Below are 23,973 nucleotides of genomic sequence, written 5' to 3'. Positions count from 1 at the left end.
ACAGGCGGGCACGCCGTCCGCGCCCGCGCATCAACCGGAGGGACTCCGATCATGCGTCACCTGCGTCTTCCCCTGAGTCACGCTCACGCGCCGTCGGTCGGCGACGCGTCGTCGCCGCCCGGCGCGCCGCGCCGTGCGCGCGGCGGCGCGAGCTGGCTCGTGTCGCCGTCCGTCGCGGTGCTGCTGCTGTGGATGTCGATTCCGCTCGCGATGACGATCTGGTATTCGTTCTCGCGCTACAACCTGCTGAACCCGGACGTGAAGGGCTTCGCCGGGTTCGACAACTATCGCTTCCTCGCGACCGATCCGTCGTTCCTGCCCGCGATCTGGCACACGCTCGTGCTGATCGGCGCGGTGCTCGCGATCACGGTGGTCGGCGGCGTGCTGATGGCCGTGCTGTTCGACCGCAAGTTCTACGGGCAGGGCGTCGCGCGCCTGCTCGCGATCGCGCCGTTCTTCGTGATGCCGACCGTCTCCGCGCTGATCTGGAAGAACATGATCCTGCATCCGGTGTACGGGCTCGTCGCGAACGCGATGCGCGCGCTCGGGATGACGCCGATCGACTGGTTCGCCGATTACCCGTTGACCGCGGTGATCATCATCGTCGCGTGGCAGTGGCTGCCGTTCGCGTTTTTGATCCTGTTCACCGCGATCCAGTCGCTCGACCAGGAGCAGAAGGAAGCCGCGCGCATCGACGGCGCCGGCCCGATCGCGATGTTCTTCTACATCACGCTGCCGCACCTGAAGCGCGCGATCGCCGTGGTCGTGATGATGGAGACAATCTTCCTGCTGTCGATCTTCGCGGAAATCTACACGACGACGGGCGGCGGCCCCGGCGACGCGACGACCAACCTGTCGTACCTGATCTACGCGCTCGGCCTGCAGCAGTTCGACGTCGGCCTCGCGTCCGCGGGCGGCATCATCGCCGTCGTGGTCGCGAACGTCGTGTCGTTCTTCCTCGTGCGGATGCTCGCGCGCAATCTGAAGGGGGAGTACGAAAAATGAGCGACCTGACCTTGGCAGGCCGGCGCACGCCGGCCGTGTTCGACCTCGTGCGGCGCGCGCTGCCCGGCGCGCTCGCATGGCTGATCGCGCTCTTGCTGTTCTTCCCGATCTTCTGGATGGCGATCACCGCGTTCAAGACCGAGCAGCAGGCGTACGCGTCGTCGCTGTTGTTCATGCCGACGCTCGACAGCTTCCGCGAGGTGTTCGCGCGCAGCAACTACTTCGCGTTCGCGTGGAATTCGGTGCTGATCTCGGCCGGCGTCACGCTGATCTCGCTGCTGTTCGCGGTGCCGGCCGCGTACGCGATGGCGTTCTTCCCGAACCACCGCACGCAGAAGGTGCTGCTGTGGATGCTGTCGACGAAGATGATGCCGTCGGTCGGCGTGCTGGTGCCGATCTATCTGCTGTGGAAGAACGCCGGGCTGCTCGATACGGTGTCGGGGCTCGTGATCGTCTACACGCTGATCAACCTGCCGATCGCGGTGTGGATGACCTTCACGTACTTCAACGAGATCCCGAAGGACATCCTGGAGGCCGGGCGCATCGACGGCGCGTCGACGTGGCAGGAGATCGTCTACCTGCTGATGCCGATGGCGCTGCCGGGGCTCGCGTCCACCGCGCTGCTGCTCGTGATCCTGTCGTGGAACGAGGCGTTCTGGAGCATCAACCTGTCGAGCTCGAACGCCGCGCCGCTCACTGTGTTCATCGCGTCGTATTCGAGCCCCGAAGGCTTGTTCTGGGCGAAGCTGTCCGCCGCGTCGCTGCTCGCGGTCGCGCCGATCCTGATCGTCGGCTGGCTGTCTCAGAAGCAGTTGGTGCGCGGGCTCACGTTCGGGGCGGTCAAGTGAGCGGCGCAAGCAAAGGCGCGGTCGGTCACGGCATGAACGTGCTGATCTGCGATTGCGACGGCGTGCTGATCGACAGCGAGGCCGTCGCCGCCGACGTGATCGTGCGCGAACTCGATGCGCGCTGGCCGGGCGTCGATGCGCGGCCGGCCGTGATGCCGCTGCTCGGGCTGCGCATCGAGCGCGTGCTGGCTGGTGCGTCCGAGGCGGTCGGCCGGACGCTGACGCACGATGATATCGACGCGATCCGCCGCGCGGTCGAGGCCGCGGCCGTGAATGCGCCGATGGTCGACGGCATCGATGCGGCGCTGGCCGCGATCGACCTGACGACGGCCTGCGCGAGCAACAGCTATCGCGCATACGTCGAGGCGGCGCTCGCGCGCACCGGCCTCGCGCGCTTCTTCGGCGACCGGCTGTTCTGCGCGGATTCGGTCGCGCGGCCGAAGCCCGCGCCGGACGTGTATCTCGCGGCCGCGCGCACGCTCGGCGCGGTGCCCGCGCAATGCCTCGTCGTCGAGGACAGCGTGACCGGCATCACCGCCGCGGCCGCGGCCGGCATGACCGTGCTCGGCTTCATCGGCGGCGGGCACGCATCGGCGGCCCAGATCGACGCGCTGCGCGGCATCGGCGCGCGTCACGTATTCGACGACATGCACGAGCTGCCCGGCTACGTCGCGCGCTGGCAGGCGACGGGCGCGGTGCTGCCGAACTAGCAATCAGGAACGAATGCGCGCCGCTCGATGCGGCGCATCACGAACGAACGGAGACAGATCATGGCAAGCGTGCTCCTGCGCAACATCGCGAAGCGCTACGACGACACCGAAGTGCTGCGCAACGTGAACCTCGACATCGCCGACGGCGAATTCGTCGTGTTCGTCGGCCCGAGCGGCTGCGGCAAATCCACGCTGATGCGGATGATCGCCGGGCTCGAGGACATCTCGAACGGCGACCTGCTGATCGACGGCGCGAAGGTCAACGACGTGCCGAGCGCGAAGCGCGGCATCGCGATGGTGTTCCAGTCGTATGCGCTGTATCCGCACATGACGCTGTACGACAACATGGCGTTCGGCCTGAAGCTCGCGGGCGCGAAGAAGCCCGAGATCGACCAGGCCGTGAAGCAGGCCGCGAAGATCCTCCACATCGACCACCTGCTCGACCGCAAGCCGAAGCAGCTGTCGGGCGGCCAGCGGCAGCGCGTCGCGATCGGCCGCGCGATCACGCGCAAGCCGAAGGTCTTCCTGTTCGACGAGCCGCTGTCGAACCTCGACGCCGCGCTGCGCGTGAAGATGCGGCTGGAATTCGCGCGGCTGCACGACGAGCTGAAGACGACGATGATCTACGTGACGCACGACCAGGTCGAGGCGATGACGCTCGCCGACAAGATCGTCGTGCTGTCGGGCGGCGCGGTGCAGCAGGTCGGCACGCCGAACGCGCTGTATCACGCGCCGGCGAACCAGTTCGTCGCGGGCTTCATCGGCTCGCCGAAGATGAACTTCCTGAAGGGCACGGTCGAATCGGCCGATGCGGCCGGCGTGCTCGTGCGCTTCGACAGCGGCGAGACGCAGCGTGTCGCGGTGGACGCGGCGGGGCTGCAGCGCGGCGCGGCGGTGACCGTCGGTGTGCGGCCCGAACACCTGCTGGTCGATGCGGCGGCGCCGGGTGTCGCCGCGCGGACGATGGCCGTCGAGTCGCTCGGCGACGCCGCGTATCTGTATGCGGAGTCGGCCGTCGCGCCGGATGGGCTGATCGCGCGGATTCCGCCGCTCGACACGTACCGCACCGGCGACGCGTTGCGCGTGCATGCGCAGGCCGAGCACTGTCATCTGTTCGACGAAAACGGGCAGGCGTTCCGGCGGCTGAGCGTGCACGCGAAGGCGGCGTGAGCGTCCAGCGAGCCGCCGTGACTGCGCGTACGGCTCGCATCGACGTTTCAATGCGAGCGGGCCAGAGCGTAGTCGGCGGCGTCGATATCGGCAGGGCGCCCCATGACAATGTCCGCGATCAATTTTCCTGACCCGCAGGATGTCGACCAGCCGAACCCGTCGTGGCCGGTGTTGACGTACAGGTTTTCGCAAGCCGTGCGGCCGACGAGCGGCACGCCGTCCGGAGTGGCCGGTCGCAGGCCGGCCCAGTGGCTGGCGCATTGACCATCGATTGCGCCGGGGAATGCGCGCTCGAAGGCCGAGACCAGTTGCGCGCAACGGGTGGCATTCACGCTGCGGTCATAGCCTGTGATTTCTGCAATGCCCGAGATCCTCATCTCGTTGCCGAGACGAGCCATGCCGGTTTTGGTCGCGAAATCGAAGACAGAGTGCCGCGGGGCACATTCGTTCGCCACGATCGGCGCGGAGATCGAGTAGCCTTTGATGGGATAGACGGGTATGTCGACGAGCGACTTCAGTAGCATGGGCGTATCGGCTCCAGCGGCAACGACATAGGCGTCTGCCTGGAATTCCGTGTCTTGCGAAACGAGTGCACGAATCCTTTTTCCCGTGGTTCCGGAACCATCGGTGCGGAGCGATTCCACGGTCGTATTCCATGTGAACGTTCCACCCTGAGCCTGTATCACTTCCGCCAGTTTACGGGTGAACACGTGGCAATCACCCGACATGTCCTCGCGTATCCGGAGGCCGCCAAGCAGGTGCGGCGTGGAGTGCGCGAGCGCCGGTTCCAGCGTGAAGACCTGTTCGCGAGGCAGAAAGTCCGCCGCAATGCCCATGGTTTCCAGATAGCGCAACTGGGTGTCGATCAGCGCTCGCGGCACGGGTTCCCGATAAACCTGCAGAATTCCGTCCGCGCTGCGCTGATAGTCGATGGAGAGATCGGACTCGATGCGCTGCAGGCACGCCTGCGCATACGTGGCGAGCCTGGTGAGCCGGGCCCGATTGATGGTAAACCGGTGAGGTCGACATTCCTTGAGCGATTGCATCATCCAGGCGATTTGCCGCCATGTGAAGTCAGGGCGCCACTTGAAGGCGGCCGACTTGTCGAATTGAGCGGCGAACGCCATCCGGACTGCGCCGGGTGCCGACCAGGGCGCCGCAAGTCCGGCCGAATAGAAGCCACCGTTGGCATAGCTGCATGCCATGCCCGGTGCTGATGCGCGATCGATAATCTGCACCTCGCACCCGTGCTGCTGCAAAAAATAGGCTGTCGTGACGCCTATCACCCCTGCGCCGACGATGATGACTCGCATGAATTTCAGTTCCTTGTGGATCGCGTTGTGAATAATGGCCGACCGACACACGGATGGTGTCCGTGACGATTGCCATCGCTTCGGCCGGATGGATTCGCGGTCAGGATGTCGGCTTCGCCGTGACAGGATCGACCGAGATGCGGGAGCGGCCCCATAGCGCCATGCCGCATGCGAATACGATCGCCTGCGTGCCGATCAGCAGCGCGAACCCCGCGTGGAAGCCCGAGGCTGTCCCACCCGAGCCGGTCGACATCGACCGCATGAAGCCGCCCATCGCCAGCGGCATGAGGCCTGCGATGAGGCTTCCGATGCCGTTCACCACGCCGAAGGCGCTGGCGGTGTATTCGGCGCGCGTATTGTCCTGCACGGTGCCTGGAATGGCGGGCGCCTGGAGACCCCAGAAGAAATTGGCGGCGACCATTCCGGCTACGGCCCAGTAGCGATCGGCGGTCCGGATGGTGAGCCACACGGACAGCGCGACGCACAGGCTGCCGGCCATGAACATGCCGGACACCTGTCTCGGTTGCAGCTTGTCGAGCACGACGCCGCCGGTCAGGACGCCGAGCACCATCGCGTACTGGGGAAGCGACGCCAGCCAGCCCATTTCACGCAGCGAGAAACCGCGGGATAAGCTGAGATACGCCGGCAACCAGTTGCTGCTGCCCCAAAGATAGGCCAATGCGGCCGAGGTCAGTATGGTGATCAGGGCAAGATGGCGCGTTTGCAGCGCGCCGGCGACGACCTGTCTCACCGCGAGGGCGGGATGCGAAGGGCTCGAGGAGGCGCCGGACGGCTCATCGCCCGGCATGCGGACGAAGGCGATGACGAGCGGAATGCCCAGCGCAAGGTTGAGCAGGCCGATCGCAAGGAACGACGTCTGCCAGTCGAAGCTCGCGACGAGGTAGCTCACCAGCGGATAGCCGATTGCCAAACCGATTCCCGTGCCCATGTTGACGAACGCGTTCGGCTTGCCGCTTTCGTGATTGGCGAAATGCGCCTTGATGTAGGCCGCGGCGAGCGAATACAGCGGCCCTTCGGACAGGCCGAGCAAGAGCCGGGACGTCAGGATCAGCCCGTATCCGTGCACCACCGTCGTCGCCAACGTGAGGGTTCCCCAGCATGCCAGGCCGTAGACGAGACTCCGGCGCACCCCGAGCGCCGCCGAGCAGAATGGCGTGAGAAGAATCGACGACAAGCCGTAGCCGACGAGAAACACGGTCGCGAACGAACCCTGCCGGATCCGATCGCCGGCCTCGATCCCCAGATGGTCCAGGAACGCATGATCCATCACCAGGACGGAGATGTTGATGCGATCGATGTATGAGATCGCGGCGACGATGAACAAGGTGAGGATGCCGAACCAGCGTAACGATCTGGATTTCATGCCTCTGCTCCTGGGGCTCTTCGATATTGGGAAGCATGCCGCGCAGCGCGGGCGGCCGAGCGTCTTCAGACGATGCCGACGATATTCGCGAGGGTGTCGTCAAGCGAGTAGCGGGCACGAAACGCCAGCTCCCTCCACGCAGCTTCGACGTCCGACGGCGCCGGTCGCTGGAACGGGAATCCCGACAGGCCGCCGGAAGGAAGGCGGACATCGGCGACCTGCAACGTGCCGAAGCGGCGTCGCACGGCTTCGACGAACTCGGCGAACGTAAACCACTCGCCGGTAGCGACGTTGTAGACCCGCTGTGCAGGCTGTTTCGCGTGTAACGCCGCGACAGTGGCGGTTGCACAGTCGCGCACGTCGATGAACTCTTCCCGACCGCCCCACAGCAGCTTGTCATCCTCGAATCGGGCGGGCTCGCCGCTTCGCACCGCGCGCAACAGGCAGTCGAGCATCTGGCCGGGAACGCTGGACGCGGCCTCCGAGCCCGTTCCCAGCACGGCGCCGTAACGCAGCACGACGGCATCCACCGCGTACTGCTGCGCATAGGCAAGTGCCAGATGCTCGTTGGCGACCTTGGTGCAGGCGTAGATGCTCGCGGGGCGTTCGCTGACGATCCGGTACGAGAAATCCTCCGGAAGCGGCGTGCCGGGCAATGATCCGAAGGCGGAGTACATGACGGTTGTCGAACTGGCGATGACCACTCTTCGAAGTTCGAATTGCCGGGCAGCTTCGAGAACGTTCGTCGTTCCCATCACATTCACCCGGACACCCGTCAATGGATCTCGACGGACAGCGGGCGTGAGCATTGCCGCCGTGTGTGCGATCGAATGCACCCGATGCGCGCGGATCAGATTGCTCAGGCTTTGCCAGTCAGTCACGTCCAGTTGCACCAGCGGCAGGTCGCCCAGGTCATCAGGAAGGGGCTGCCGGATGTCCGCCAGCAGAACGCGCTCGCCGTGCGCGCGCAATCGGCGCGCCGTCATTCGGCCAATCAAGCCGGCCCCGGTAATCAACGTCGTCATCTTGCCTCCTTGCCCGTGCCGGGCGAACAGGAGGGAGTGTGCGAAATGCGCCGGATGTCCGTCAGGTATAGTTTCACCAGGTGAACCTGCGGTCCAATATTCGATATGTCACGGCTGGAATCTGCGTCAGGCGTCAAGTCGATCGCCTCGTTGAAGCGCGGGCTCGAAGTGCTTCGGGCAATCGATCGAGCTTGCGCCGGCACGTTTTCGGAACTCCAGATGCAGACCGTGCTTCCCAAAGCGACGTTGGCCCGCGTGCTGAAGACGCTCGGTGAGGCGGGCTGGATTCGGCATCATGCACGAACGGGCCGTTATTCGTTGGTGCCGGGCGCGTCGGTACCTTCGTCGTCGACTGCGTCGCACGCGCGTCTTTCCGGGCTCTCGGCCGACATCCGCGTCACGCTGCAGCGTCGGATACCGTGGCCGACGGATCTGGGGATACGCGACGGCGCGGCCATGCTCAGCGTCGACGGGCCCTACGCCGGCAACGGCATGAGCGCGAACTTCAGCGTGCTCGGCTCGCGGCCGTCGATGCTCCGATCCTCGCTGGGGCGTTGCTACCTGTCGTTCTGTTCCGAGGACGATCGCAAGGACATTCTCGCCGCGCTTGCCCGCTCTCGCGTCGAGGCCGATCGCGCGGGGCTACATCCCGACGAACTGAGGCGCATGATCGCGATGGTCCGCCATCAGGGTTATGCCACCAGAAGTGCGGCGCATGCCAGCGTGGATTCGCCCGAGCGTTTCGGCGCGCTCGCGGTGCCGGTCCTGCGCGGCGACCACGCGGTGGCTTGCATTTGCGTCGTATGGATTCCCGCGATCGCGACCGAAGAACAGATAGTGCACAACTACCTGGCGCCGTTGCGGGACGCGGCCGACGCGCTCGGCGAGAAAATTCGACGAGCGGGCTGGGCGCCTGATCGTGCGTGAAGAGGATGCCGCGCGTGAGCGTTCGGAATCCCGCGTTCGTCGGTAGTCCGACTGCCTTCGCTTCGCGCGCCGCGCAGAGGCGCAGGTGCTCGGCCATGTAGTCGACGAACGCGCGCAGCTTCGGCGTCGTTCCGGAATGACGATCGTCTATGCAGGCGTCGTGCCGTGGGGGCTCGCGTTCGGCGGCGCGCCGACGCTGTTCCAGACGGCCGCCGCGAACGCCGCGGGCGAATCGGCCGACGTCGCGCAGTCGATGCTCGTGATGGTGTGGAATCTCGCGGTTGCCGGCGGCGGCATCGCGGGCGCGATGCTGCTGGGCGCGACGGGCGCCGGCGCGATTCCATGGGTGCTCGTCGCGCTGCTGGCGCTGGCGTGGGTCGGCGCGTGGCGTGCCCGCCGCCATGCGTTTCCGGCGCCGCGCGCGGCTTGAGCCGGCGTGTGCGATGGCGACGGCGGCGTCAGGCCGCCTTCGCGGCGAGCGCGGCGCGCGCGCACGCTTCGTCGGTGACGAGGCCCGACAGCCAGCCGCCGCGCAGCGCGGCGATCACCGCGTCGTGTTTCCTCGGGCCGCCGGCGAACGCGATCGTCGGCCGCTTCGGCGGCGTGGCGAGCGCGACGCTCGTCACGCGCGCGCTCGTCGACACGGTGATTCGCGTGCCCTGCGCGTCGATCGGCACGCCGAGCAGCTCGGCCACCGCGCCGAGCGCGGTCATCTCGTCGCGCTCCTGTTCGGTGATGAAGCCGTCCTCGTAGAGCGGGCAGTGCGGGCCGATGTTGCCGATCCCGACGAACGCGACGTCGGCCTCGCCGGACAGCGCCTCGACGATCCGGTACAGCCGGTGATTGCACCACTGCGCGCGCTCGGCATCGCTGTCGGCGAACAGCGGCGCGGGCAGCAGGAAATGCTTGCTGCCGGTTTTCTCGGAGATGTACTGCGCGACGTCGTAGCGGTTCGACGAACCGTCGGCCGCGATCGCGCCGACCATCGACACGAGCCGGTGCTGCGGGCGATCGATCTGCGCGATCTGCGCGACCGCGGCCTTCAGCGTCCGGCCGCTGCTGACCGCGATCACCATCGGCCGCGTTTCGCTCAGGTAGCGCTCCATCACCTGCGCGCCGGCGACCGCGAGCTTGCGGTCGATCGCGTCGGGCGCATCGGCGTCGACGGGCACGACTTCGCACATCGCGAGGCCGTAGCGTTTCGACAGTTGCGCGCCGAGGTCGAGACAATCGGCGAGCCGATGGTCGACGCGTACGCGGATCAGGTTCTTCTCGACCGCGAACGCGACGAGGCGCTGCGCGACGGGGCGCGACACCTGCAGCTTTTCGGCGATTTCGTTCTGCGTGTCGCCCGCGACGTAATAGAGCCACGCGGCGCGCGTGGCGAGATCGAGTTTTTCTGAGGACTTGGACACGATAGCGATTCGGTTCGGATCGGGGGGCCGCCCCGCGGGCCGGCCGGCGGGCCGCATGACGGCATCCACTGTAACGCATGTCGCGCGCGCGGCCAGCGGCGGCCCGCGCGAGCGCGGCGCCTACGCGAGCCGTGCGCGCGACGGCTCGTACAGCGGCCGCACGTGGCGGTACAGCGTACGGAACGCATCGACGCGTTCGCGCAGCCGCGCATGGCGGGCGGCGTCCGGTGCGTATTCGGCGCGCACCGGCGGCTTGGTCAGCACCGTATGCGGATCGCCGCCGGCGGCCAGCCAGCCGAGCCGTGCCGCGCCGAGCGCCGCGCCCGTTTCGCCGCCGCCGATCTGGCGCGTGCGCACGTTCAGCGCGTCCGCGATCAGTTGCGCCCAGAACGCGCTGCGCGCGCCGCCGCCGATCAGCGACAACTGGTCGGTTTCGACGCCGGCCGCGTGCAGCGCGTCGAGGCCGTCGGCGAGGCCGAGCGTCACGCCTTCGAGCACCGCGTAGCCGAGATGCGCGCGCTCGGTCGCGTGCGTCATCCCGAAGAACACGCCCTGCGCGTACGGATCGTTGTGCGGCGTGCGTTCGCCGGACAGGTAGGGCAGGAACAGCGGGGCCGCCGCGAGCGCGTCGGGGTCGAGCGCCTCGACTTCGGCGAGCAGCGCGGGTTCGTCGGTGCCGGTCAGCTTGCACACCCAGCGCAGGCAGCTCGCGGCCGACAGCACGACGCTCATCAGTTGCCAGCGATCGGGAATCGCATGGCAGAACGCATGCACGGCCGACGCGGGATTCGGCATGAAGCGGTCGCCGACCACGCTGAGCACGCCCGACGTGCCGAGCGACACGAAGCCGTCGCCCGCGTGGATCGCGCCGATGCCGAGCGCGCTCGTCGCGTTGTCGCCGCCGCCGCCCGCGACCAGCACGGCCTCGGACAGCCCGAGCTCGCGCGCGACGTCCGCGCGCAGCGTGCCGGACGGCGCGTTGCCTTCGACGATGCGCGGCATCTGTTCGCGCGTCATCCCGCACGCGGCGAGCAGCGCATCGGACCAGTCGCGGCGTGCGACGTCGAGCCACAGCGTGCCGGCCGCGTCCGACGGGTCGGACACTTTCGCGCCCGTCAGCCGGAACCGCAGGTAGTCCTTCGGCATCAGCACGCACGCGGTCGCCGCGAACACGTCGGGTTCGTGCTTCGCGACCCACAGCAGCTTCGGCGCGGTGAAGCCGGGCATCGCGAGGTTGCCGGCCAGCGCGTGGAGATCGGGCGCGCGTTCGGTGAGCAGCGCGCATTCGTCGGCGCTGCGCATGTCGTTCCACAGGATCGCGGGGCGCAGCACGCGGTCGTCGCGGCCGAGCAGCACGGCGCCGTGCATCTGGCCCGACAGGCCGATGCCGCGCACCTGCGCGAACGCCTGGGGATGCCGTTCGCGCAGCGCCGCGAGCGCGGCGAGCGTGCCTTGCCACCAGTCGTCCGGATGCTGTTCCGCCCAGCGCGGGTGCGGGCGCGATACGGTGAACGGCGAGCCCGCGGTGCCGACCACCGTGCCGTCCGGGGCCAGCAGCAGCACCTTCACTTCCGAGGTGCCGAGGTCGATGCCGAGATACATGAGCGATCCGTTCGGTCGGTGAGGAGCCGCTACTTTAGCCGGGCCGCACGGCCTGTGCCAAGCGGGTTCGCCCGGCCGCGCGGCCGGGCATCGGCGCGCGGGTCGTCAGCGCGCCGCGAGCCAGGCATCGACGCGCGCGAGCCCGGCGCGCAACGCGTCGAGCAGCGCGGCGTTGCCGGCGAGCGAGCCCCACAAGGCGCGGCTCGCGCACAGCGCGACGACGGGGTCGTCGGCTTCGACGATCGCGCGTGCGGCGCCGTCGTCCATCACGCCGTCCTGGTACGCATACGGCAGCGTGCCGCGCGCCCAGCGTTCGAGAAAGCGCAGGAACAGCGCGGGCAGCACGGCCGTGGCGACCGGCGCGGCGCCGCGCGCGAACGATTCGACGAGCGTCGGCGCGATGAAGCCGGGGATCTTCGAGAAGCCGTCGGCCGCGACGCGCTGGTTCGTGTCGAGCACGTACGGATTGCCGAAGCGCTCGAGCACGACGTCGCGGTAGCGCGCGAGATCGAGCGGGCTCGGCGTCAGGCACGGGATCACGTCCTGCGTCACGTAGTCGTGCGCGAAGCGGCGGATCGCCGCGTCGTGCGTGCCTTCGTGGATGTAGGTGTAGCCCGCGAGCGTGCCGGCCCACGCGATGCAGCTGTGCGTCGCGTTGAGGATGCGGATCTTCGCTTCCTCGTACGGATGCACGTCGTCGACGAGTTCGGCGCCGGCCAGCTCCCAGCGCGGCCGGCCGGCCGCGAAGCGGTCCTCGATCACCCACTGGATGAACGATTCGCCCATCACCGGGCACGCGTCGTCGATGCCGGTGGCCGCACGCACGCGCTCGCGCACGTCGTCGGTCGGGCGCGGCGTGATGCGGTCGACCATCGCGCTGGGCGTCGCGACGTTCGCATCGAACCATGCGAGCAGCCCGCCTTCGCCGCGCCGTTCGAGGAATTCGCGCATGCCCGCGCGAAAGCGCGCGCCGTTGTTGCGCAGGTTGTCGCAGCTTTGCAGCGTGAGCGGGCCCGCGCCGCGTTTGACGCGTTCGGCGAGCAGCGCCGCGAGCGCACCGTACAGCGTCGTGCGCGCGCCCTGCAGGTCGGCAGCGAGATCGGCGTTCGCGACGTCGAGCCGGTTGTGTTCGTCGAGGTAGTAGCCGCCTTCGGTGACGGTGAACGACACGATCCGGCAGGCCGGATCGGCGCCGGCGTCGATCAGCGCGGCGAGGTCGATCGACCATGGCAGCACGCGGGTGATCGCGCGAATCGTCTCGTACGCGCGTTCGCCTTGCGGCGTGACGGTTTCGAGCGTGTAAGCGCCGTGCTGGGCGGCCAGCGCGTCCATCGTCGCGCGCATGTCGTCGCGGATGTTGCCGACGGTCAGCGACCACCGTTCGTCGGCCGGCACGGCCGCGTTCACGCGATGCAGATACCACGCCTGATGCGCGCGGTGAAACGAGCCCGCGCCGATGTGCAGCAGCACGGGCGCGTGGGCGGCGGGCGATTCGCTCATCCGGTGTCTCCTGTTCCTGCCTGTCTGTTTCGTCGAATACGATCTTTTGCTCTTTGTGTGAGCGAATGATCGTATTCGGGCGAACGAAAGTCAAGGCGCGGAAACGGCATTTCGATGGTGCGCTGCGGCGGCGTGCGGGGCAGGGCGGGCGCGGCGGGGCCGGCGGAAAAAGGCGTCAGCGCCCTTCGCGCGTGAGTGCGACGAGTTCGTCGAGGAGCTTGCCGGCCGGCCCCGGCAGGATCCCGTGGCGGCGCCGGAATGCGGTGAGCGTGCGCACCGCGACGACCTCGCGCACCGGCAGCGTGTCGATCGTGCCTGCGCGCCGTTCGGCGCCGACCATCGGCTCGGCCATCCAGCTGAGGAATCCCGCATGCGCGACCAGGCTTTTCAGCGTGATGACCGAACGCGTCTCGACCGCGATGTCGGGCAACGGCAGCCCGTGCGCGTCGAAGGTCGCGCGCATGTGGTCGAACGGCGCGGTGCCGCGCGGCGGAATCGCCCAGCGCGCGTGCAGCGTATCGGCGAGCGTCGGCGGCCGGCCGAGCGCGCGCAGCGGATGGTGCGGCGCGGCAACGATATGGCTGCGATCTTCCCAGCGGCATTCGGGAATCGCGACGATCTCGTCGGTGTCGGGCCCGTGCGCGGACAGCGCGAGGTCGATCTCGTGCTTGACCAGCCCTTGCGCGAGCCGGTCCCACACGCCTTCGATGATTTCGACGCGCAGGTTCGGCCAGCGGTCGAGCACACGGCCGACCGCGACCGGCAGCACGAGGCTCGCGATGCTGCCCACCGTGCCGACCTTGATCGTTCCCTTCGCGAACCCGCGCATCGCGTCGAGTTCCTCGCGCGCATGCTCGGCCTCGTGCTGCAGCAGCGTCGCGTGCGGCAGCAACGCTTCGCCGAACGCGGTGAGCTGAACGCCCTTCGAATGGCGCTCGAACAGCGGCGCGCCGACCTGCGCCTCGAGCCGCTTCAGGATCCGGCTCAGCGCCGGCTGCGTGACATGCAGCGCGTCGGCGGCGCGGCCCAGGCTGCCGCACGCGACGATGGTCGTGAACGCGTGCAATTGTCGGAGATCGAAAGTCATGCCGGGACGTAATGGCTTTTGGCAAAAAATACAGTATCCGTGAATGGCCTGCGCTTCGATACTGTGGAAACCGCCAAGCCATCGAGGAGACGCCCGAGCATGTCCGGCAACCCGTCCCAATCCGCCGCGCCGATTACCGTCCGCGACGCCGTCATCGATCTGTTTCGCCAGTTCGGCATCGACCGCGTGTTCGGCAACCCCGGCTCGACCGAGCTGCCGATGTTCCGCGATTTTCCCGACGATTTCCGCTACGTGCTCGGCCTGCAGGAGGCCGTCGTGGTCGGCATGGCGGACGGCCATGCGCAGGCCACCGGCCATGCGGCCGTCGTGAACCTGCATTCGGCGGCGGGCGTCGGCAACGCGATGGGCAATCTCTTCACCGCGTTCAGGAACCGCACGCCGCTGATCGTCACCGCGGGCCAGCAGGCGCGCGCGATTCTGCCGTTCGAGCCGTTCCTCGGCGCGACGCAGGCCGCCGAGCTGCCGAAGCCGTACGTCAAATGGAGCATCGAGCCTGCGCGCGCGCAAGACGTGCCGGCCGCGATCGCGCGTGCGTACCGGATCGCGATGCAGGAGCCGCGCGGCCCCGTGTTCGTGTCGATTCCCGTCGACGACTGGGACCAGCCGGCCGAACGGCTGCCGCGCCGTGACGTCAGCAGCATCGTGCGGCCCGATCCCGACGCGCTCGCGCGGCTCGGCGACGCGCTCGACGCCGCGCGGCGCCCGGCGTTCGTGGTCGGCGCGGCCGTCGATCGCGCAGGGGCTTGGGATGACGCCGTGCGCCTTGCCGAGCGGCACCGTGCGCGCGTGTACGTCGCGCCGATGTCGGGGCGCTGCAGCTTTCCGGAGGACCATCCGCTGTTCGCCGGCTTCCTGCCCGCGATCCGCGAGAAGATCGTCGCGCGGCTCGACGGGCACGATCTCGTGTTCGCGTTCGGCGCGCCCGCGTTCACCTATCACATCGAAGGCTCCGGCCCGCACGTGCCGCCGGGCGCGACGCTCGTGCAGCTCGTCGACGATCCGGGCGTCGCCGCGTGGACGCCGTCGGGCGATGCGGTCGTCGGCAACCTGCGGCTCGCCGCGCGCGATCTGCTGGCGCGGCCCGCGCCGCCCGAGCGGCCGATGCCCGCGCCGCGCGCGCCGCGTGTCCGCGTCGACGCGCCTGCCGCCGGCGCGCGCATGTCGGTCGCGTTCGCGCTGCAGACGCTCGCGGACGTGCGCGACGCACAGGACATCGTCGTCGAGGAGGCGCCGAGCGCGCGGCCGGTGATGCAGGAACATCTGCCGTTCACGCGCAGCGGCACGTTCTACACGATGGACAGCGGCGGGCTCGGCTACGGGATGCCGGCCGCCGTCGGTGTCGCGCTCGCGCGGCCGGGCCGGCGCGTGATCGGGCTGATCGGCGACGGCTCGAGCCTGTATTCGATCCAGGCGCTGTGGAGCGCCGCGCAGCTGAAGCTGCCGATCACGTTCGTGATCCTGAACAACCGGCGGTATGCGGCGCTGCAGGATTTCGCGCCCGTGTTCGGCTTCGGCCCCGGCGACCCCGTGCAGGGCACCGATCTGCCCGACCTGGATTTCGTCGCGCTCGCGCAAGGGATGGGCTGCCGCGGCGTACGCGTGGCCGATGCAGCGCTCCTGCGCGATACGCTGGCCGACGCGCTGCGTGCGGCGACGCCGGTCGTCGTCGAAGTCGAGATTGCCTGATGCGCCGCGCGCGTCTTTCCGGAGATTCCATGCAAACCGTAGCGATGCTGATCGGCGGCGAACGCCGGCACTCGTCCAGCGGCGCGACCTTCGTGCGCCGCAACCCGCTCGACGGCGAAATCGCGTCGGCCGCGCCCGCGGCCACCGCCGACGATGCGCGCGCGGCGGCCGACGCGGCCGCCCGCGCGTTGCCCGGCTGGGCCGCGCTCGGCCCCGGCGCGCGGCGCGCATGGCTGCTGAAGGCGGCCGCCGCGCTCGAAGCGAAGCACGAGCAGTTCGTCGCCGCGATGGCGGCCGAGACGGGCGCGTCCGCGCTGTGGGCCGGCTTCAACGTGCAGCTCGCGGCGAGCGGGCTCGTCGAGGCCGCGTCGCTGACCACGCAGGTCGGCGGCGAGCTGATTCCGTCCGACGTGCCGGGCTCGCTCGCGATGGGCGTGCGGCAGCCGGCCGGCGTCGTGCTCGGCATCGCGCCGTGGAATGCGCCGGTGATTCTCGCGACGCGCGCGCTCGCGCTGCCGCTCGCGTGCGGCAACACGATCGTGCTGAAAGGCTCGGAGCTGTGCCCCGTCACGCACGGGCTGGTCGTCGAGGCGATGCAGGAGGCCGGGCTGCCGCCGGGCGTCGTCAACTTCGTGACGAACGCGCCCGACGATGCGGGCGCCGTCGTCGACGCACTGATCGCGCACCCGGCCGTGCGCCGCGTGAATTTCACGGGCTCGACGCGGGTCGGCCGGATCGTCGCCGAAGCGTGCGCGCGCCACCTGAAACCGTCGGTGCTGGAGCTGGGCGGCAAGGCGCCGTTCGTCGTGCTGGACGATGCCGATCTCGACGCGGCGGTCGCCGCGGCCGCATTCGGCGCATTCGCGAATTCCGGCCAGATCTGCATGTCGACCGAGCGCATCGTCGTCGACGCATCGATCGCCGATGCATTCGTCGCGAAGCTCGCCGACAAGGCCGCGTCGCTGCCGCTCGGCGACCCGCGCAACGGGCCCGTCGTGCTCGGGTCGCTGATCGACATGAAGGCCGTCGAGCGCTGCAACGCGCTGATCGACGACGCGCTCGCGCACGGCGCGACGCTCGTGTGCGGCGGCAAGGCCGACGGCACGCTGTTTCCCGCGACGCTGCTCGACCACGTGACGCCGGCGATGCGCATCTACGCGGAAGAGTCGTTCGGCCCGGTGAAGGGCATCGTACGCGTCGACGGCGAGGAGGCCGCGATCCGCTGCGCGAACGACAACGCGTTCGGGCTGGCGTCGGCCGTGTTCAGCCGCGACGTCGCGCGGGCGCTGCGCGTCGCGGCACGCATCGAATCGGGCATCTGTCACGTGAACGGCCCGACCGTGCACGACGAGGCGCAGATGCCGTTCGGCGGCGTGAAGGACAGCGGCTTCGGCCACTTCGGCGGCAAGGCCGGCATCGCCGCGTTCACGGACCTGCGCTGGATCACGGTGCAGACGGCGCCGCGCCACTATCCGTTCTGACGAGGCCGCCGACGATGAAAATTGCGATTCTGGGCGCGGGCGCGATGGGCTCGCTGTTCGGCGGGCGGCTCGCCGAAAGCGGCGAAGCCGTCACGCTGATCGACGTGAACGACGCGCATCTCGAAGCGATCCGCCGCGACGGGCTGCGCATCGACGACGACCGCGGCGAACGGCGCATTCGCACGCTGCACGCCATGCGGCCGGAAGCCGCGAATGCGGACGCGGCCGCCGCGCCCGACACGCCGTTCGACCTGCTGATCGTTTTCACGAAATCGCTGCACACGCGGGCGGCGCTCGACGGCGTGCGCGCGCTGCTGACGCCGGACACGTTCGTGCTGACGCTGCAGAACGGGCTCGGCAACGTCGAGACGGTGAATGCGTTCGTGCCGATCGAGCGCATCCTGGTCGGCGTGACGACGTGGCCGGCCGATGCGGCCGGGCCCGCGCACGTGCGCTCGCACGGCGCCGGCACGGTCCGCATGATGACGGCCGACGGCGCGGCGCGCCCGTTCGCGGCGGCCGTGGCCGACGCGCTGTCGCGCGCGGGGCTCGCCTGCACGCTCGACGCCGACGTGTGGGCCGCGATCTGGGAGAAGGTCGCGTTCAACGCGGCGCTCAACACGGTGTGCGCGGCGACGGGCTGCACCGTCGACCAGCTCGGCCATCATCACGACGGGCCGCGGCTCGCGCTCGCGATCGCGGCCGAGACCGCCGCCGTCGCGCGCGCGAAGGGCATCGCGGTCGACGGCGCGCGCATCGCGCGCAACGTCGAGCATGCGATCCGCGACCATCGCGGCCATCGCCCGTCGATGCTGCAGGACGTGCTCGCGGGCCGCCGCACCGAAATCGACGCGATCAGCGGCAAGGTCGTCGCGGCCGCGCGCGAAACGGGCGTCGCGGTGCCGCATGCGGAGACGCTGCTCGCGCTGGTCCGGTTGATCGACGCACGGGCGAACTGAGTAACAGGCCGGCGGCCGGCTGGCGCCGCGTGACGATACGGATGCCGCACCCGCGAAGCGACGGCAATGGATCGTGAAGGGTGGGACAACACACCGGCGCCGCTCGATGGGCGCCGGTCGACTGCACAGCATGAGATCCGGGCACGCTAGCGTGCGCCAGCCCGGACAACCGGAGACGCCATGAAAACCATCGAATGCCGTTGTCTCGTCGCGCGCCGTCCGCGCATCTTGCCGCCGGCGCGCGGTGCATCGGAGGCCGCATGAGCACGACCGACGCACTGACTGAACGGCTGCCGCCGTCGGTCGACATCGGCACGACGCTCGACGACGGGCCGTTCACGCCGATGCAGCGCTGCGTCGTGCTGCTCGCCGCGCTCGCGATCGTGCTCGACGGCTTCGACGGCCAGTTGATCGGTTTCGCGATTCCCGTGCTGATCCGCGAATGGGGCATCGCGCGCGGCGCGTTCGCGCCGGCCGTCGCGGCGGGGCTGGTCGGCATGGGGATCGGCAGCGCGTGCGCGGGGATCGTCGCGGACCGCTTCGGTCGCCGCCGGGCCGTGATCGGCAGCGTATTCCTGTTCGGCCTCGCGACCTGCGCGATCGGGTTCGCGCCCGATGTCGCGACGATCGCGATACTGCGCTTTTGCGCGGGGCTCGGGATCGGCGGCGCGCTGCCGACGGCCACGACGATGACCGCCGAATACACGCCCGCGCGGCGCCGCACGATGATGGTGACCGCGACGATCGTCTGCGTGCCGCTCGGCGGGATGCTGGCCGGCCTGTTCGCGCACGAGGTGCTGCCGCGCTACGGCTGGCGCGGGCTGTTCTTCGCGGGCGGCGCGTTGCCGCTCGTGCTCGGCTTCGTGCTCGTGCGCGCGTTGCCGGAATCGCCGCGTTATCTGGCGCGGCGCCCCGCACGCTGGCCGGAACTCGGTGCGCTGCTCGCGCGGATGCGGCGGCCGGTCGCGCCGGGCACGGTGTTCACCGATATGAAGGACGCCCGTGCGCCGGGCGGCCGCGGCGGCTTCGGCGCGCTGTTCGCGGGCGGGCAGGCGCGCGACACGATCGCGCTCTGGTGCGCGTTCTTCATGTGCCTGCTCGCCGTGTATGCGGCGTTCAGCTGGCTGCCGACGATGCTCGCGGCGAGCGGGTTGAGCGTGTCGGTCGCGGGCTCGGGGCTCACCGCGTACAACCTCGGCGGCGTGATCGGCGCGCTGCTGTGCGCATGGGCGATCGCGCATGCGGGCTCGCGCTGGCCGCTCGCGCTGTGCAGCATCGGCGGCGCGGCGAGCGCGGTGTGGCTGATGGGTGTCGATGCGAGCCGCCACACGGGCTGGCTGATCGTCGGGCTCGGCCTGCACGGGTTGTTCGTCAACGCGGTGCAGTCGACGATGTATGCGCTCTGCGCGTACATCTACCCGACGGCCGTACGCGCGACGGGCACCGCGAGCGCGCTCGCGTTCGGCCGGCTCGGCGCGATCCTCAGTGCGTTCGCGGGCGCGATCGTGATCACGTCGGGCGGCGCGGGCGCGTACCTGACGATGCTGGCCGTCGCGATGGGCGTGGTGTGCGTCGCGCTGCTCGCGGTGCGGCGGCACATTCCGCGGCTGTCGCGCGCGCCGGCTCAGCCGCGCGAAGGGGAGGAACTCGCCCGCACGTCGTCGTGACGGCGGGCGCGTGACGGGCGTTACAGCGTGGTGCGCACGTGCCAGAGCTCGGGGAACAGCACGACGTCGAGCATCTTGCGCAGGTACGGCGCGCCGCTCGTGCCGCCCGTGCCCTGCTTGAAGCCGATGATGCGTTCGACTGTCGTCACGTGACGGAAGCGCCACTGGCGGAACGCATCTTCGAGATCGACCAGTTCCTCGGCCATCTCGTACAGCTCCCAGTGCTGCTGCGGATGACGATAGACCTCGAGCCATGCAGCCTCGACCGTCTCGTCGTGCCGCATCGGCTGCGTCCAGTCGCGCTCGAGCCGCTCCGGCGCGATCGCGAACCCGCGCCGCGCCAGCAGGCGCACGACCTCGTCGTAGAACGACGGCGCCTCGAGTGTCGCGCGCACCTGTTCGAGGATGTCCGGCCGGTGCGCATGCGGCTGCAGCATCTGCGCGTTCTTGTTGCCGAGCAGGAATTCGAGCTGGCGATACTGGTACGACTGGAAGCCCGACGACTGGCCGAGATACGGCCGCATCGCCGAATACTCGGACGGCGTCATCGTCGACAGCACGTTCCACGCCTGCACCAGTTGCTCGAGGATGCGCGACACGCGCGCAAGCATCTTGAACGCGGGCGGCAGCGCGTCGGTGCGCACCGCGTCGAGCGCGCCGCGCAGCTCGAACAGCGCGAGCTTCATCCACAGCTCGCTCGTCTGATGCTGGATGATGAACAGCATCTCGTTGTGATCGGGCGACAGCGGATGCTGCGCGTCGAGGATCGAATTCAGCGACAGGTAGTCGCCGTAGCTCATCGACTTCGAGAAATCGAGTTGCGCGTTGTGCCAGCCGGCTTGCGTGTCGGCCTCGCCCGGCACGTGCGGCGCTTCATGCGCGGCTTGCGCCGGTTGTGCGGCGCGTGCGCCCGAGAACGGGCAGCCTGCCGGCGCGTCGCCGCCGGGCGGCTGCATATGACCAGAATTCACGACTTTCTCCAGATTTGAATGACGAACGCGCGGCGCATGCGCCGCCTGCAACGGCGGCGCGCCGCGCAAGACCGCTCAGGTCACCGCGCCGCGTTCGGCGAATTCGGGCGCCTTCCACGCATCGGTGGCGAGGATGTCGCGCAGCGTCTCGACCGCATCCCACACGTCGACGAAGCGCGTATAGAGCGGCGTGAAGCCGAAGCGCAGCACGTACGGCTCGCGGTAGTCGCCGATCACGCCGCGCGCGATCAGCGCCTGCATCACTTCGTAGCCGTGCGGATGCTCGAAGCTCGCCTGCGAGCCGCGCTGGTGATGCGCGCGCGGCGTGACGAGCTTCAGCGACAGGCCCGCGCAGCGCGCTTCGACGAGCGCGATGAACGCGTCGGTCAGCGCGAGCGACTTGCGGCGGATCGCATCCATGTCGGTCTGCAGGAACACGTCGAGCCCGCATTCGACCATCGACATCGACACGATCGGCTGCGTGCCGCACAGGAAGCGCGCGATGCCCGGATCCGGCGCGAAGCCCGGCTGCATCGCGAACGGCGCGCGATGGCCCCACCAGCCCGACAGCGGCTGCGAGAAATGCGCGAGGTGACGCTGCGGCACCCACACGAACGCGGGTGAGCCGGGGCCGCCGTTCAGGTACTTGTACGTGCAGCCGACCGCGCCGTCCGCGCGTGCGCCGTTCAGGTCGACCGGCACCGCGCCGGCCGAGTGCGCGAGATCCCACAGCATCAGCGCGCCCGCGTCGTGCACGAGCTGCGTGACGGCCGGCATGTCGTGCATGTAGCCGGTGCGGTAGTTCACGTGCGTGATCATCGCGACGGCCGTGTCCGCGCCGAGCGCGCCGGGCAGGTCGGCCGGATCGTCGATCAGGCGCAGCTCGTAGCCGCCGCCGAGCTGTTCGATCAGCCCCTGCGCGATATACAGATCGGTCGGGAAGTTCGAGCGCTCCGACACGATCACGCGGCGCTCGGGCGCGCGCTCGGCCTGGTGGCGCAGCATCGCCGACAGCAGCTTGAACAGGTTGATCGAGATGGTGTCGGTCACGACCGTTTCGCCGGGCGCGCCGCCGATCAGCGTCGCGAGCTTGTCGCCGAGGCGGCGCGGCAGCGCGAACCAGCCGGCCGTGTTCCAGCTGCGGATCAGGCCTTCGCCCCATTCGGCGCCGATCACCTGCTGCGCGCGGGCGGCCGACGCGCGCGGCTGCGCGCCGAGCGAATTGCCGTCGAGGTAGATCACGCCGTCGGGCAGCGAGAACTGGTCGCGCAGCGGCGCCAGCGGGTCGTCGCGGTCGAGCGCGAGCGCGTCTTCACGGGTCTTGATCATCATGATGTGGGGTCGTGGGTCGGGGTAGTCAGGCGGCGCGTGCGGGCAGCGCGCGCAGCACCGCGCGCACGGGGCTCGCGTCGAGCGTCGCGAATTTCAGCGGCAGCGCGATCAATTCGTAGTCGCCGGGCGGCACGTCGTCGAGCACGATGCCTTCGAGGATCGCCATCCGGTGCGCGCGCACGCGATGGTGCGCATCCATCGTCTTCGATTCCTGCGGGTCGAGCGACGGCGTGTCGATGCCGATCAGCTTGACGCCATGCGCGGCGAGCAGATCGACGGTGTCGGGCGCGACCGCGCAGAAATGGCTGTCCCATCGTTCGACCGCGGCGCGCGCATACGTGCGCAGCAGCACGCGCGGCGGCACGCCGTCGAGCGTGGCCGCGATATCGGCCGGCCGCACGACGGGCGCCGCGCCGATGCAATGGATCACGCGGCACGGGCCGAGATAGGTGTCGAGCGGCACCGCGCCGATCGGCGCGCCGTCGGCGTCGTAGTGCAGCGGCGCGTCGCAGTGCGCGCCCGTGTGCGGCGACAGCGTCAGGCGCGCGACGTTGACCGGCGAACCGGCCTCCATCCGCCACACGCGCTCGACGGAAACCGGCGTATCGCCCGGCCACACGGGGGTGGCGGGGCTGACGGGCGGCGAGATGTCCCAGAGTGTGTCCATGGCATGACGAATCGTGAATCGATGCATCGAATGATAGGTGGACGCTCGCAGAAAGTGCTTGCGAAATAAACATGGACAATCCGCCGGATTGGCAGATAATTCGACTCAGAGGGAAAACGGGGACCAAAAATGCACGCGATCACGCTCGATGCCACCGACTGCCGGATTCTGGCGGTATTGCAGGAGGAGGGCAGAATCAGCAATCTCGACCTGGCCGAACGCATTTCGCTTTCGCCATCCGCCTGCCTGCGCCGCATGCGCCTGCTCGAGGAGCAGGGCGTGATCGAGCACTATCGCGCGTGCCTGAGCCGCGAGAAGCTCGGCTTCGAGCTCGAGGCGTTCGTGCAGGTGTCGATGCGCAACGAAGAGAATCAATGGCACGAGCGCTTCGCGGAAGCGCTGCGCGAATGGCCGGAGGTGGTCGGCGCGTTCGTCGTGACGGGCGAGAGCCACTATCTGCTGCGCGTGCTCGCGCACAACCTCAAGCACTATTCGGATTTCGTGCTGAACCGCCTGTACAAGGCGCCGGGCGTGATGGACATCCGTTCGAACATCGTGCTGCAGACACTGAAGGACGAAGCCGGCGCGCCGGTCGGCCTCGCGCGCACGGGGGCGATCAAAGCGGTGTGAGGCCGTGGAAGCCGCCGCCGTGGAACACGAGCGGCGGGGCGGCGTCCGATACGGCGCGCACGCCGCAGCGTTCCACTTCGCCGACGAAGATCACGTGGTCGCCTTCGTCGTAGCGGCTGCGGTTGTGGCATTCGAACCACGCGAGCGCGCCGTCGAGCACGGGCATCCCCGAGTTGCCGGCCGCGTGCGCGATCCCTTCGAAGCGGTCGCCCTTGTAGGTCGAAAAGCGCTTGCACAGGTCGAGCTGCGACGCCGCGAGCACGTTCACCACGTAATGGCTGTTGCCGCGGAACACCGGCGTCGACGCCGATTTGTGCGCGAGGCTCCACAGCACGAGCGGCGGATCGAGCGAAACCGAATTGAACGAGCTGGCGGTGATGCCGATCAACTGGCCGGAGGGCGCCTGCGTCGTGATCACCGTCACGCCCGTCGCGAACTGGCCGAGCGCCTGCCGGAAGGCGGCCGAGTCGAAATCCGGCGGATTGGCGTGGCTCATCGGGCAGCCATCCGGAACGGGACGGGCGGGCGCGACACGGCGCGGGTGCGACGGGCGCGGCGGACGAAAGACGACAA

The 23,973-nt window shown here is 69.1% G+C and carries 21 protein-coding genes and 1 pseudogene; 11 read left to right on the top strand and 11 right to left on the bottom strand.

Annotated elements, in window-relative coordinates:
- Nucleotides 1-51 precede the first annotated feature (51 nt).
- The 4 genes from CFB35_RS13610 to CFB35_RS13595 are packed head-to-tail and all read left to right on the top strand — an operon-like array spanning nt 52 to nt 3,733.
- Nucleotides 52-1,005, top strand: coding sequence for a carbohydrate ABC transporter permease (locus CFB35_RS13610; RefSeq protein WP_006496497.1), 954 nt, complete (start codon nt 52-54; stop codon nt 1,003-1,005).
- The gene (locus CFB35_RS13605) at nt 1,002-1,853 is read left to right on the top strand and encodes a carbohydrate ABC transporter permease (protein WP_059578484.1); all 852 of its coding nucleotides are present in this window, start codon (nt 1,002-1,004) and stop codon (nt 1,851-1,853) included. Before CFB35_RS13610 ends, CFB35_RS13605 begins: the two co-directional genes overlap by 4 nt.
- A gap of 32 nt (nt 1,854-1,885) precedes the next feature.
- On the top strand, nt 1,886-2,563 hold the full coding sequence (locus CFB35_RS13600) for an HAD family phosphatase (RefSeq protein WP_059578794.1): 678 nt from the start codon (nt 1,886-1,888) through the stop codon (nt 2,561-2,563).
- 60 nt (nt 2,564-2,623) lie between these two features.
- On the top strand, nt 2,624-3,733 hold the full coding sequence (locus tag CFB35_RS13595) for an ABC transporter ATP-binding protein (RefSeq protein WP_089465288.1): 1,110 nt from the start codon (nt 2,624-2,626) through the stop codon (nt 3,731-3,733).
- Between the two features lie 47 nt (nt 3,734-3,780).
- On the opposite strand, the gene CFB35_RS13590 is transcribed toward CFB35_RS13595, so the two are convergent.
- From CFB35_RS13590 to CFB35_RS13580, 3 genes are all read right to left on the bottom strand, one after another.
- Nucleotides 3,781-5,097 (bottom strand): D-amino acid dehydrogenase, encoded by a 1,317-nt coding sequence (locus CFB35_RS13590; protein ID WP_338084707.1) that lies wholly within the window; start codon nt 5,095-5,097, stop codon nt 3,781-3,783.
- Nucleotides 5,098-5,146: 49 nt separating this feature from the next.
- Nucleotides 5,147-6,430, bottom strand: coding sequence for an MFS transporter (locus tag CFB35_RS13585; protein ID WP_059578481.1), 1,284 nt, complete (start codon nt 6,428-6,430; stop codon nt 5,147-5,149).
- A gap of 65 nt (nt 6,431-6,495) precedes the next feature.
- Nucleotides 6,496-7,455, bottom strand: coding sequence for an NAD(P)-dependent oxidoreductase (locus CFB35_RS13580; RefSeq protein ID WP_059578479.1), 960 nt, complete (start codon nt 7,453-7,455; stop codon nt 6,496-6,498).
- A 105-nt stretch (nt 7,456-7,560) separates the two neighbouring features.
- Between CFB35_RS13580 and CFB35_RS13575 the strand changes: the two genes are divergently transcribed.
- Both CFB35_RS13575 and CFB35_RS13570 read left to right on the top strand, forming a co-directional pair.
- Nucleotides 7,561-8,382 carry an IclR family transcriptional regulator C-terminal domain-containing protein gene (locus tag CFB35_RS13575; protein WP_089465100.1) on the top strand — a complete coding sequence of 274 codons (822 nt, stop codon included), beginning with the start codon at nt 7,561-7,563 and terminating at the stop codon, nt 8,380-8,382.
- A 142-nt stretch (nt 8,383-8,524) separates the two neighbouring features.
- A pseudogene (locus tag CFB35_RS13570) lies at nt 8,525-8,812 on the top strand (MFS transporter); the annotation flags it as partial.
- Nucleotides 8,813-8,840: 28 nt separating this feature from the next.
- Here CFB35_RS13570 and CFB35_RS13565 read toward each other — a convergent pair.
- The 4 genes from CFB35_RS13565 to CFB35_RS13550 form a co-directional block, all read right to left on the bottom strand.
- Complete coding sequence (locus CFB35_RS13565; protein ID WP_089465099.1) at nt 8,841-9,854, bottom strand: sugar-binding transcriptional regulator; 1,014 nt, start codon at nt 9,852-9,854, stop codon at nt 8,841-8,843.
- Between the two features lie 63 nt (nt 9,855-9,917).
- On the bottom strand, nt 9,918-11,399 hold the full coding sequence (xylB, locus tag CFB35_RS13560) for a xylulokinase (RefSeq protein ID WP_089465098.1): 1,482 nt from the start codon (nt 11,397-11,399) through the stop codon (nt 9,918-9,920).
- 105 nt (nt 11,400-11,504) lie between these two features.
- On the bottom strand, nt 11,505-12,899 hold the full coding sequence (gene dalD, locus CFB35_RS13555) for a D-arabinitol 4-dehydrogenase (RefSeq protein WP_060966723.1): 1,395 nt from the start codon (nt 12,897-12,899) through the stop codon (nt 11,505-11,507).
- A gap of 175 nt (nt 12,900-13,074) precedes the next feature.
- Nucleotides 13,075-13,986: a LysR family transcriptional regulator gene (locus tag CFB35_RS13550; protein ID WP_059578464.1), complete on the bottom strand. Its 912-nt coding sequence runs from the start codon at nt 13,984-13,986 to the stop codon at nt 13,075-13,077.
- 99 nt (nt 13,987-14,085) lie between these two features.
- Between CFB35_RS13550 and mdlC the strand changes: the two genes are divergently transcribed.
- The 4 genes from mdlC (at nt 14,086) to CFB35_RS13530 (ending at nt 19,800) form a co-directional block, all read left to right on the top strand.
- Complete coding sequence (gene mdlC / locus CFB35_RS13545; RefSeq protein WP_089465096.1) at nt 14,086-15,693, top strand: benzoylformate decarboxylase; 1,608 nt, start codon at nt 14,086-14,088, stop codon at nt 15,691-15,693.
- A 29-nt stretch (nt 15,694-15,722) separates the two neighbouring features.
- Nucleotides 15,723-17,174, top strand: coding sequence for an aldehyde dehydrogenase (locus CFB35_RS13540; protein WP_089465095.1), 1,452 nt, complete (start codon nt 15,723-15,725; stop codon nt 17,172-17,174).
- Nucleotides 17,175-17,188: 14 nt separating this feature from the next.
- Nucleotides 17,189-18,133 carry a ketopantoate reductase family protein gene (locus CFB35_RS13535; RefSeq protein ID WP_060012036.1) on the top strand — a complete coding sequence of 315 codons (945 nt, stop codon included), beginning with the start codon at nt 17,189-17,191 and terminating at the stop codon, nt 18,131-18,133.
- 194 nt (nt 18,134-18,327) lie between these two features.
- Complete coding sequence (locus tag CFB35_RS13530) at nt 18,328-19,800, top strand: MFS transporter (RefSeq protein WP_179231742.1); 1,473 nt, start codon at nt 18,328-18,330, stop codon at nt 19,798-19,800.
- A gap of 20 nt (nt 19,801-19,820) precedes the next feature.
- Here CFB35_RS13530 and kynA read toward each other — a convergent pair whose 3' ends face one another.
- From kynA to kynB, 3 genes are all read right to left on the bottom strand, one after another.
- Entirely contained in the window at nt 19,821-20,756 is a 936-nt protein-coding gene (gene kynA / locus CFB35_RS13525; RefSeq protein WP_059578451.1) for a tryptophan 2,3-dioxygenase, read from the bottom strand.
- Between the two features lie 90 nt (nt 20,757-20,846).
- Nucleotides 20,847-22,100, bottom strand: a complete 1,254-nt coding sequence (gene kynU, locus CFB35_RS13520; protein ID WP_264160269.1) for a kynureninase — start codon at nt 22,098-22,100, stop codon at nt 20,847-20,849.
- Between the two features lie 28 nt (nt 22,101-22,128).
- A complete protein-coding gene (gene kynB / locus CFB35_RS13515; protein WP_089465093.1) occupies nt 22,129-22,770 on the bottom strand; it encodes an arylformamidase in 642 nt (213 codons plus the stop codon).
- Between the two features lie 129 nt (nt 22,771-22,899).
- Between kynB and CFB35_RS13510 the strand changes: the two genes are divergently transcribed.
- Nucleotides 22,900-23,400: an Lrp/AsnC family transcriptional regulator gene (locus tag CFB35_RS13510; protein WP_006477992.1), complete on the top strand. Its 501-nt coding sequence runs from the start codon at nt 22,900-22,902 to the stop codon at nt 23,398-23,400.
- Here the strand turns inward: CFB35_RS13510 and CFB35_RS13505 are convergent.
- Complete coding sequence (locus CFB35_RS13505) at nt 23,387-23,896, bottom strand: flavin reductase family protein (RefSeq protein WP_059578443.1); 510 nt, start codon at nt 23,894-23,896, stop codon at nt 23,387-23,389. The two genes, CFB35_RS13510 and CFB35_RS13505, sit on opposite strands and share 14 nt — an antisense overlap.
- Nucleotides 23,897-23,973: the final 77 nt, after the last annotated feature.

Origin of the sequence: Burkholderia sp. AU16482 (genome assembly GCF_002223285.1) — a bacterium.
Classification (GTDB): Bacteria; Pseudomonadota; Gammaproteobacteria; order Burkholderiales; family Burkholderiaceae; genus Burkholderia; species Burkholderia semiarida.
The sequence above is the reverse complement of the archived record's forward strand: the minus strand, read 5'-3'. Positions and strand labels throughout refer to the sequence as shown.

Bases quoted from the DNA above. Each gene is read 5' to 3' on its own strand.
- CFB35_RS13530 (WP_179231742.1), top strand. From the start codon at position 18,328: ATGCCGTTGTCTCGTCGCGCGCCGTCCGCGCATCTTGCCGCCGGCGCG.
- CFB35_RS13550 (WP_059578464.1), bottom strand. From the start codon at position 13,986: ATGACTTTCGATCTCCGACAATTGCACGCGTTCACGACCATCGTCGCG.
- xylB (WP_089465098.1), bottom strand. From the start codon at position 11,399: ATGTATCTCGGCATCGACCTCGGCACCTCGGAAGTGAAGGTGCTGCTG.
- CFB35_RS13610 (WP_006496497.1), top strand. From the start codon at position 52: ATGCGTCACCTGCGTCTTCCCCTGAGTCACGCTCACGCGCCGTCGGTC.
- kynU (WP_264160269.1), bottom strand. From the start codon at position 22,100: ATGATCAAGACCCGTGAAGACGCGCTCGCGCTCGACCGCGACGACCCG.
- mdlC (WP_089465096.1), top strand. From the start codon at position 14,086: ATGTCCGGCAACCCGTCCCAATCCGCCGCGCCGATTACCGTCCGCGAC.
- CFB35_RS13535 (WP_060012036.1), top strand. From the start codon at position 17,189: ATGAAAATTGCGATTCTGGGCGCGGGCGCGATGGGCTCGCTGTTCGGC.
- kynB (WP_089465093.1), bottom strand. From the start codon at position 22,770: ATGGACACACTCTGGGACATCTCGCCGCCCGTCAGCCCCGCCACCCCC.
- CFB35_RS13600 (WP_059578794.1), top strand. From the start codon at position 1,886: ATGAACGTGCTGATCTGCGATTGCGACGGCGTGCTGATCGACAGCGAG.
- dalD (WP_060966723.1), bottom strand. From the start codon at position 12,899: ATGAGCGAATCGCCCGCCGCCCACGCGCCCGTGCTGCTGCACATCGGC.
- CFB35_RS13565 (WP_089465099.1), bottom strand. From the start codon at position 9,854: ATGCGGCCCGCCGGCCGGCCCGCGGGGCGGCCCCCCGATCCGAACCGA.
- CFB35_RS13605 (WP_059578484.1), top strand. From the start codon at position 1,002: ATGAGCGACCTGACCTTGGCAGGCCGGCGCACGCCGGCCGTGTTCGAC.
- CFB35_RS13505 (WP_059578443.1), bottom strand. From the start codon at position 23,896: ATGAGCCACGCCAATCCGCCGGATTTCGACTCGGCCGCCTTCCGGCAG.
- CFB35_RS13585 (WP_059578481.1), bottom strand. From the start codon at position 6,430: ATGAAATCCAGATCGTTACGCTGGTTCGGCATCCTCACCTTGTTCATC.
- CFB35_RS13580 (WP_059578479.1), bottom strand. From the start codon at position 7,455: ATGACGACGTTGATTACCGGGGCCGGCTTGATTGGCCGAATGACGGCG.
- CFB35_RS13540 (WP_089465095.1), top strand. From the start codon at position 15,723: ATGCAAACCGTAGCGATGCTGATCGGCGGCGAACGCCGGCACTCGTCC.
- CFB35_RS13575 (WP_089465100.1), top strand. From the start codon at position 7,561: ATGTCACGGCTGGAATCTGCGTCAGGCGTCAAGTCGATCGCCTCGTTG.
- CFB35_RS13510 (WP_006477992.1), top strand. From the start codon at position 22,900: ATGCACGCGATCACGCTCGATGCCACCGACTGCCGGATTCTGGCGGTA.
- CFB35_RS13595 (WP_089465288.1), top strand. From the start codon at position 2,624: ATGGCAAGCGTGCTCCTGCGCAACATCGCGAAGCGCTACGACGACACC.
- kynA (WP_059578451.1), bottom strand. From the start codon at position 20,756: ATGCAGCCGCCCGGCGGCGACGCGCCGGCAGGCTGCCCGTTCTCGGGC.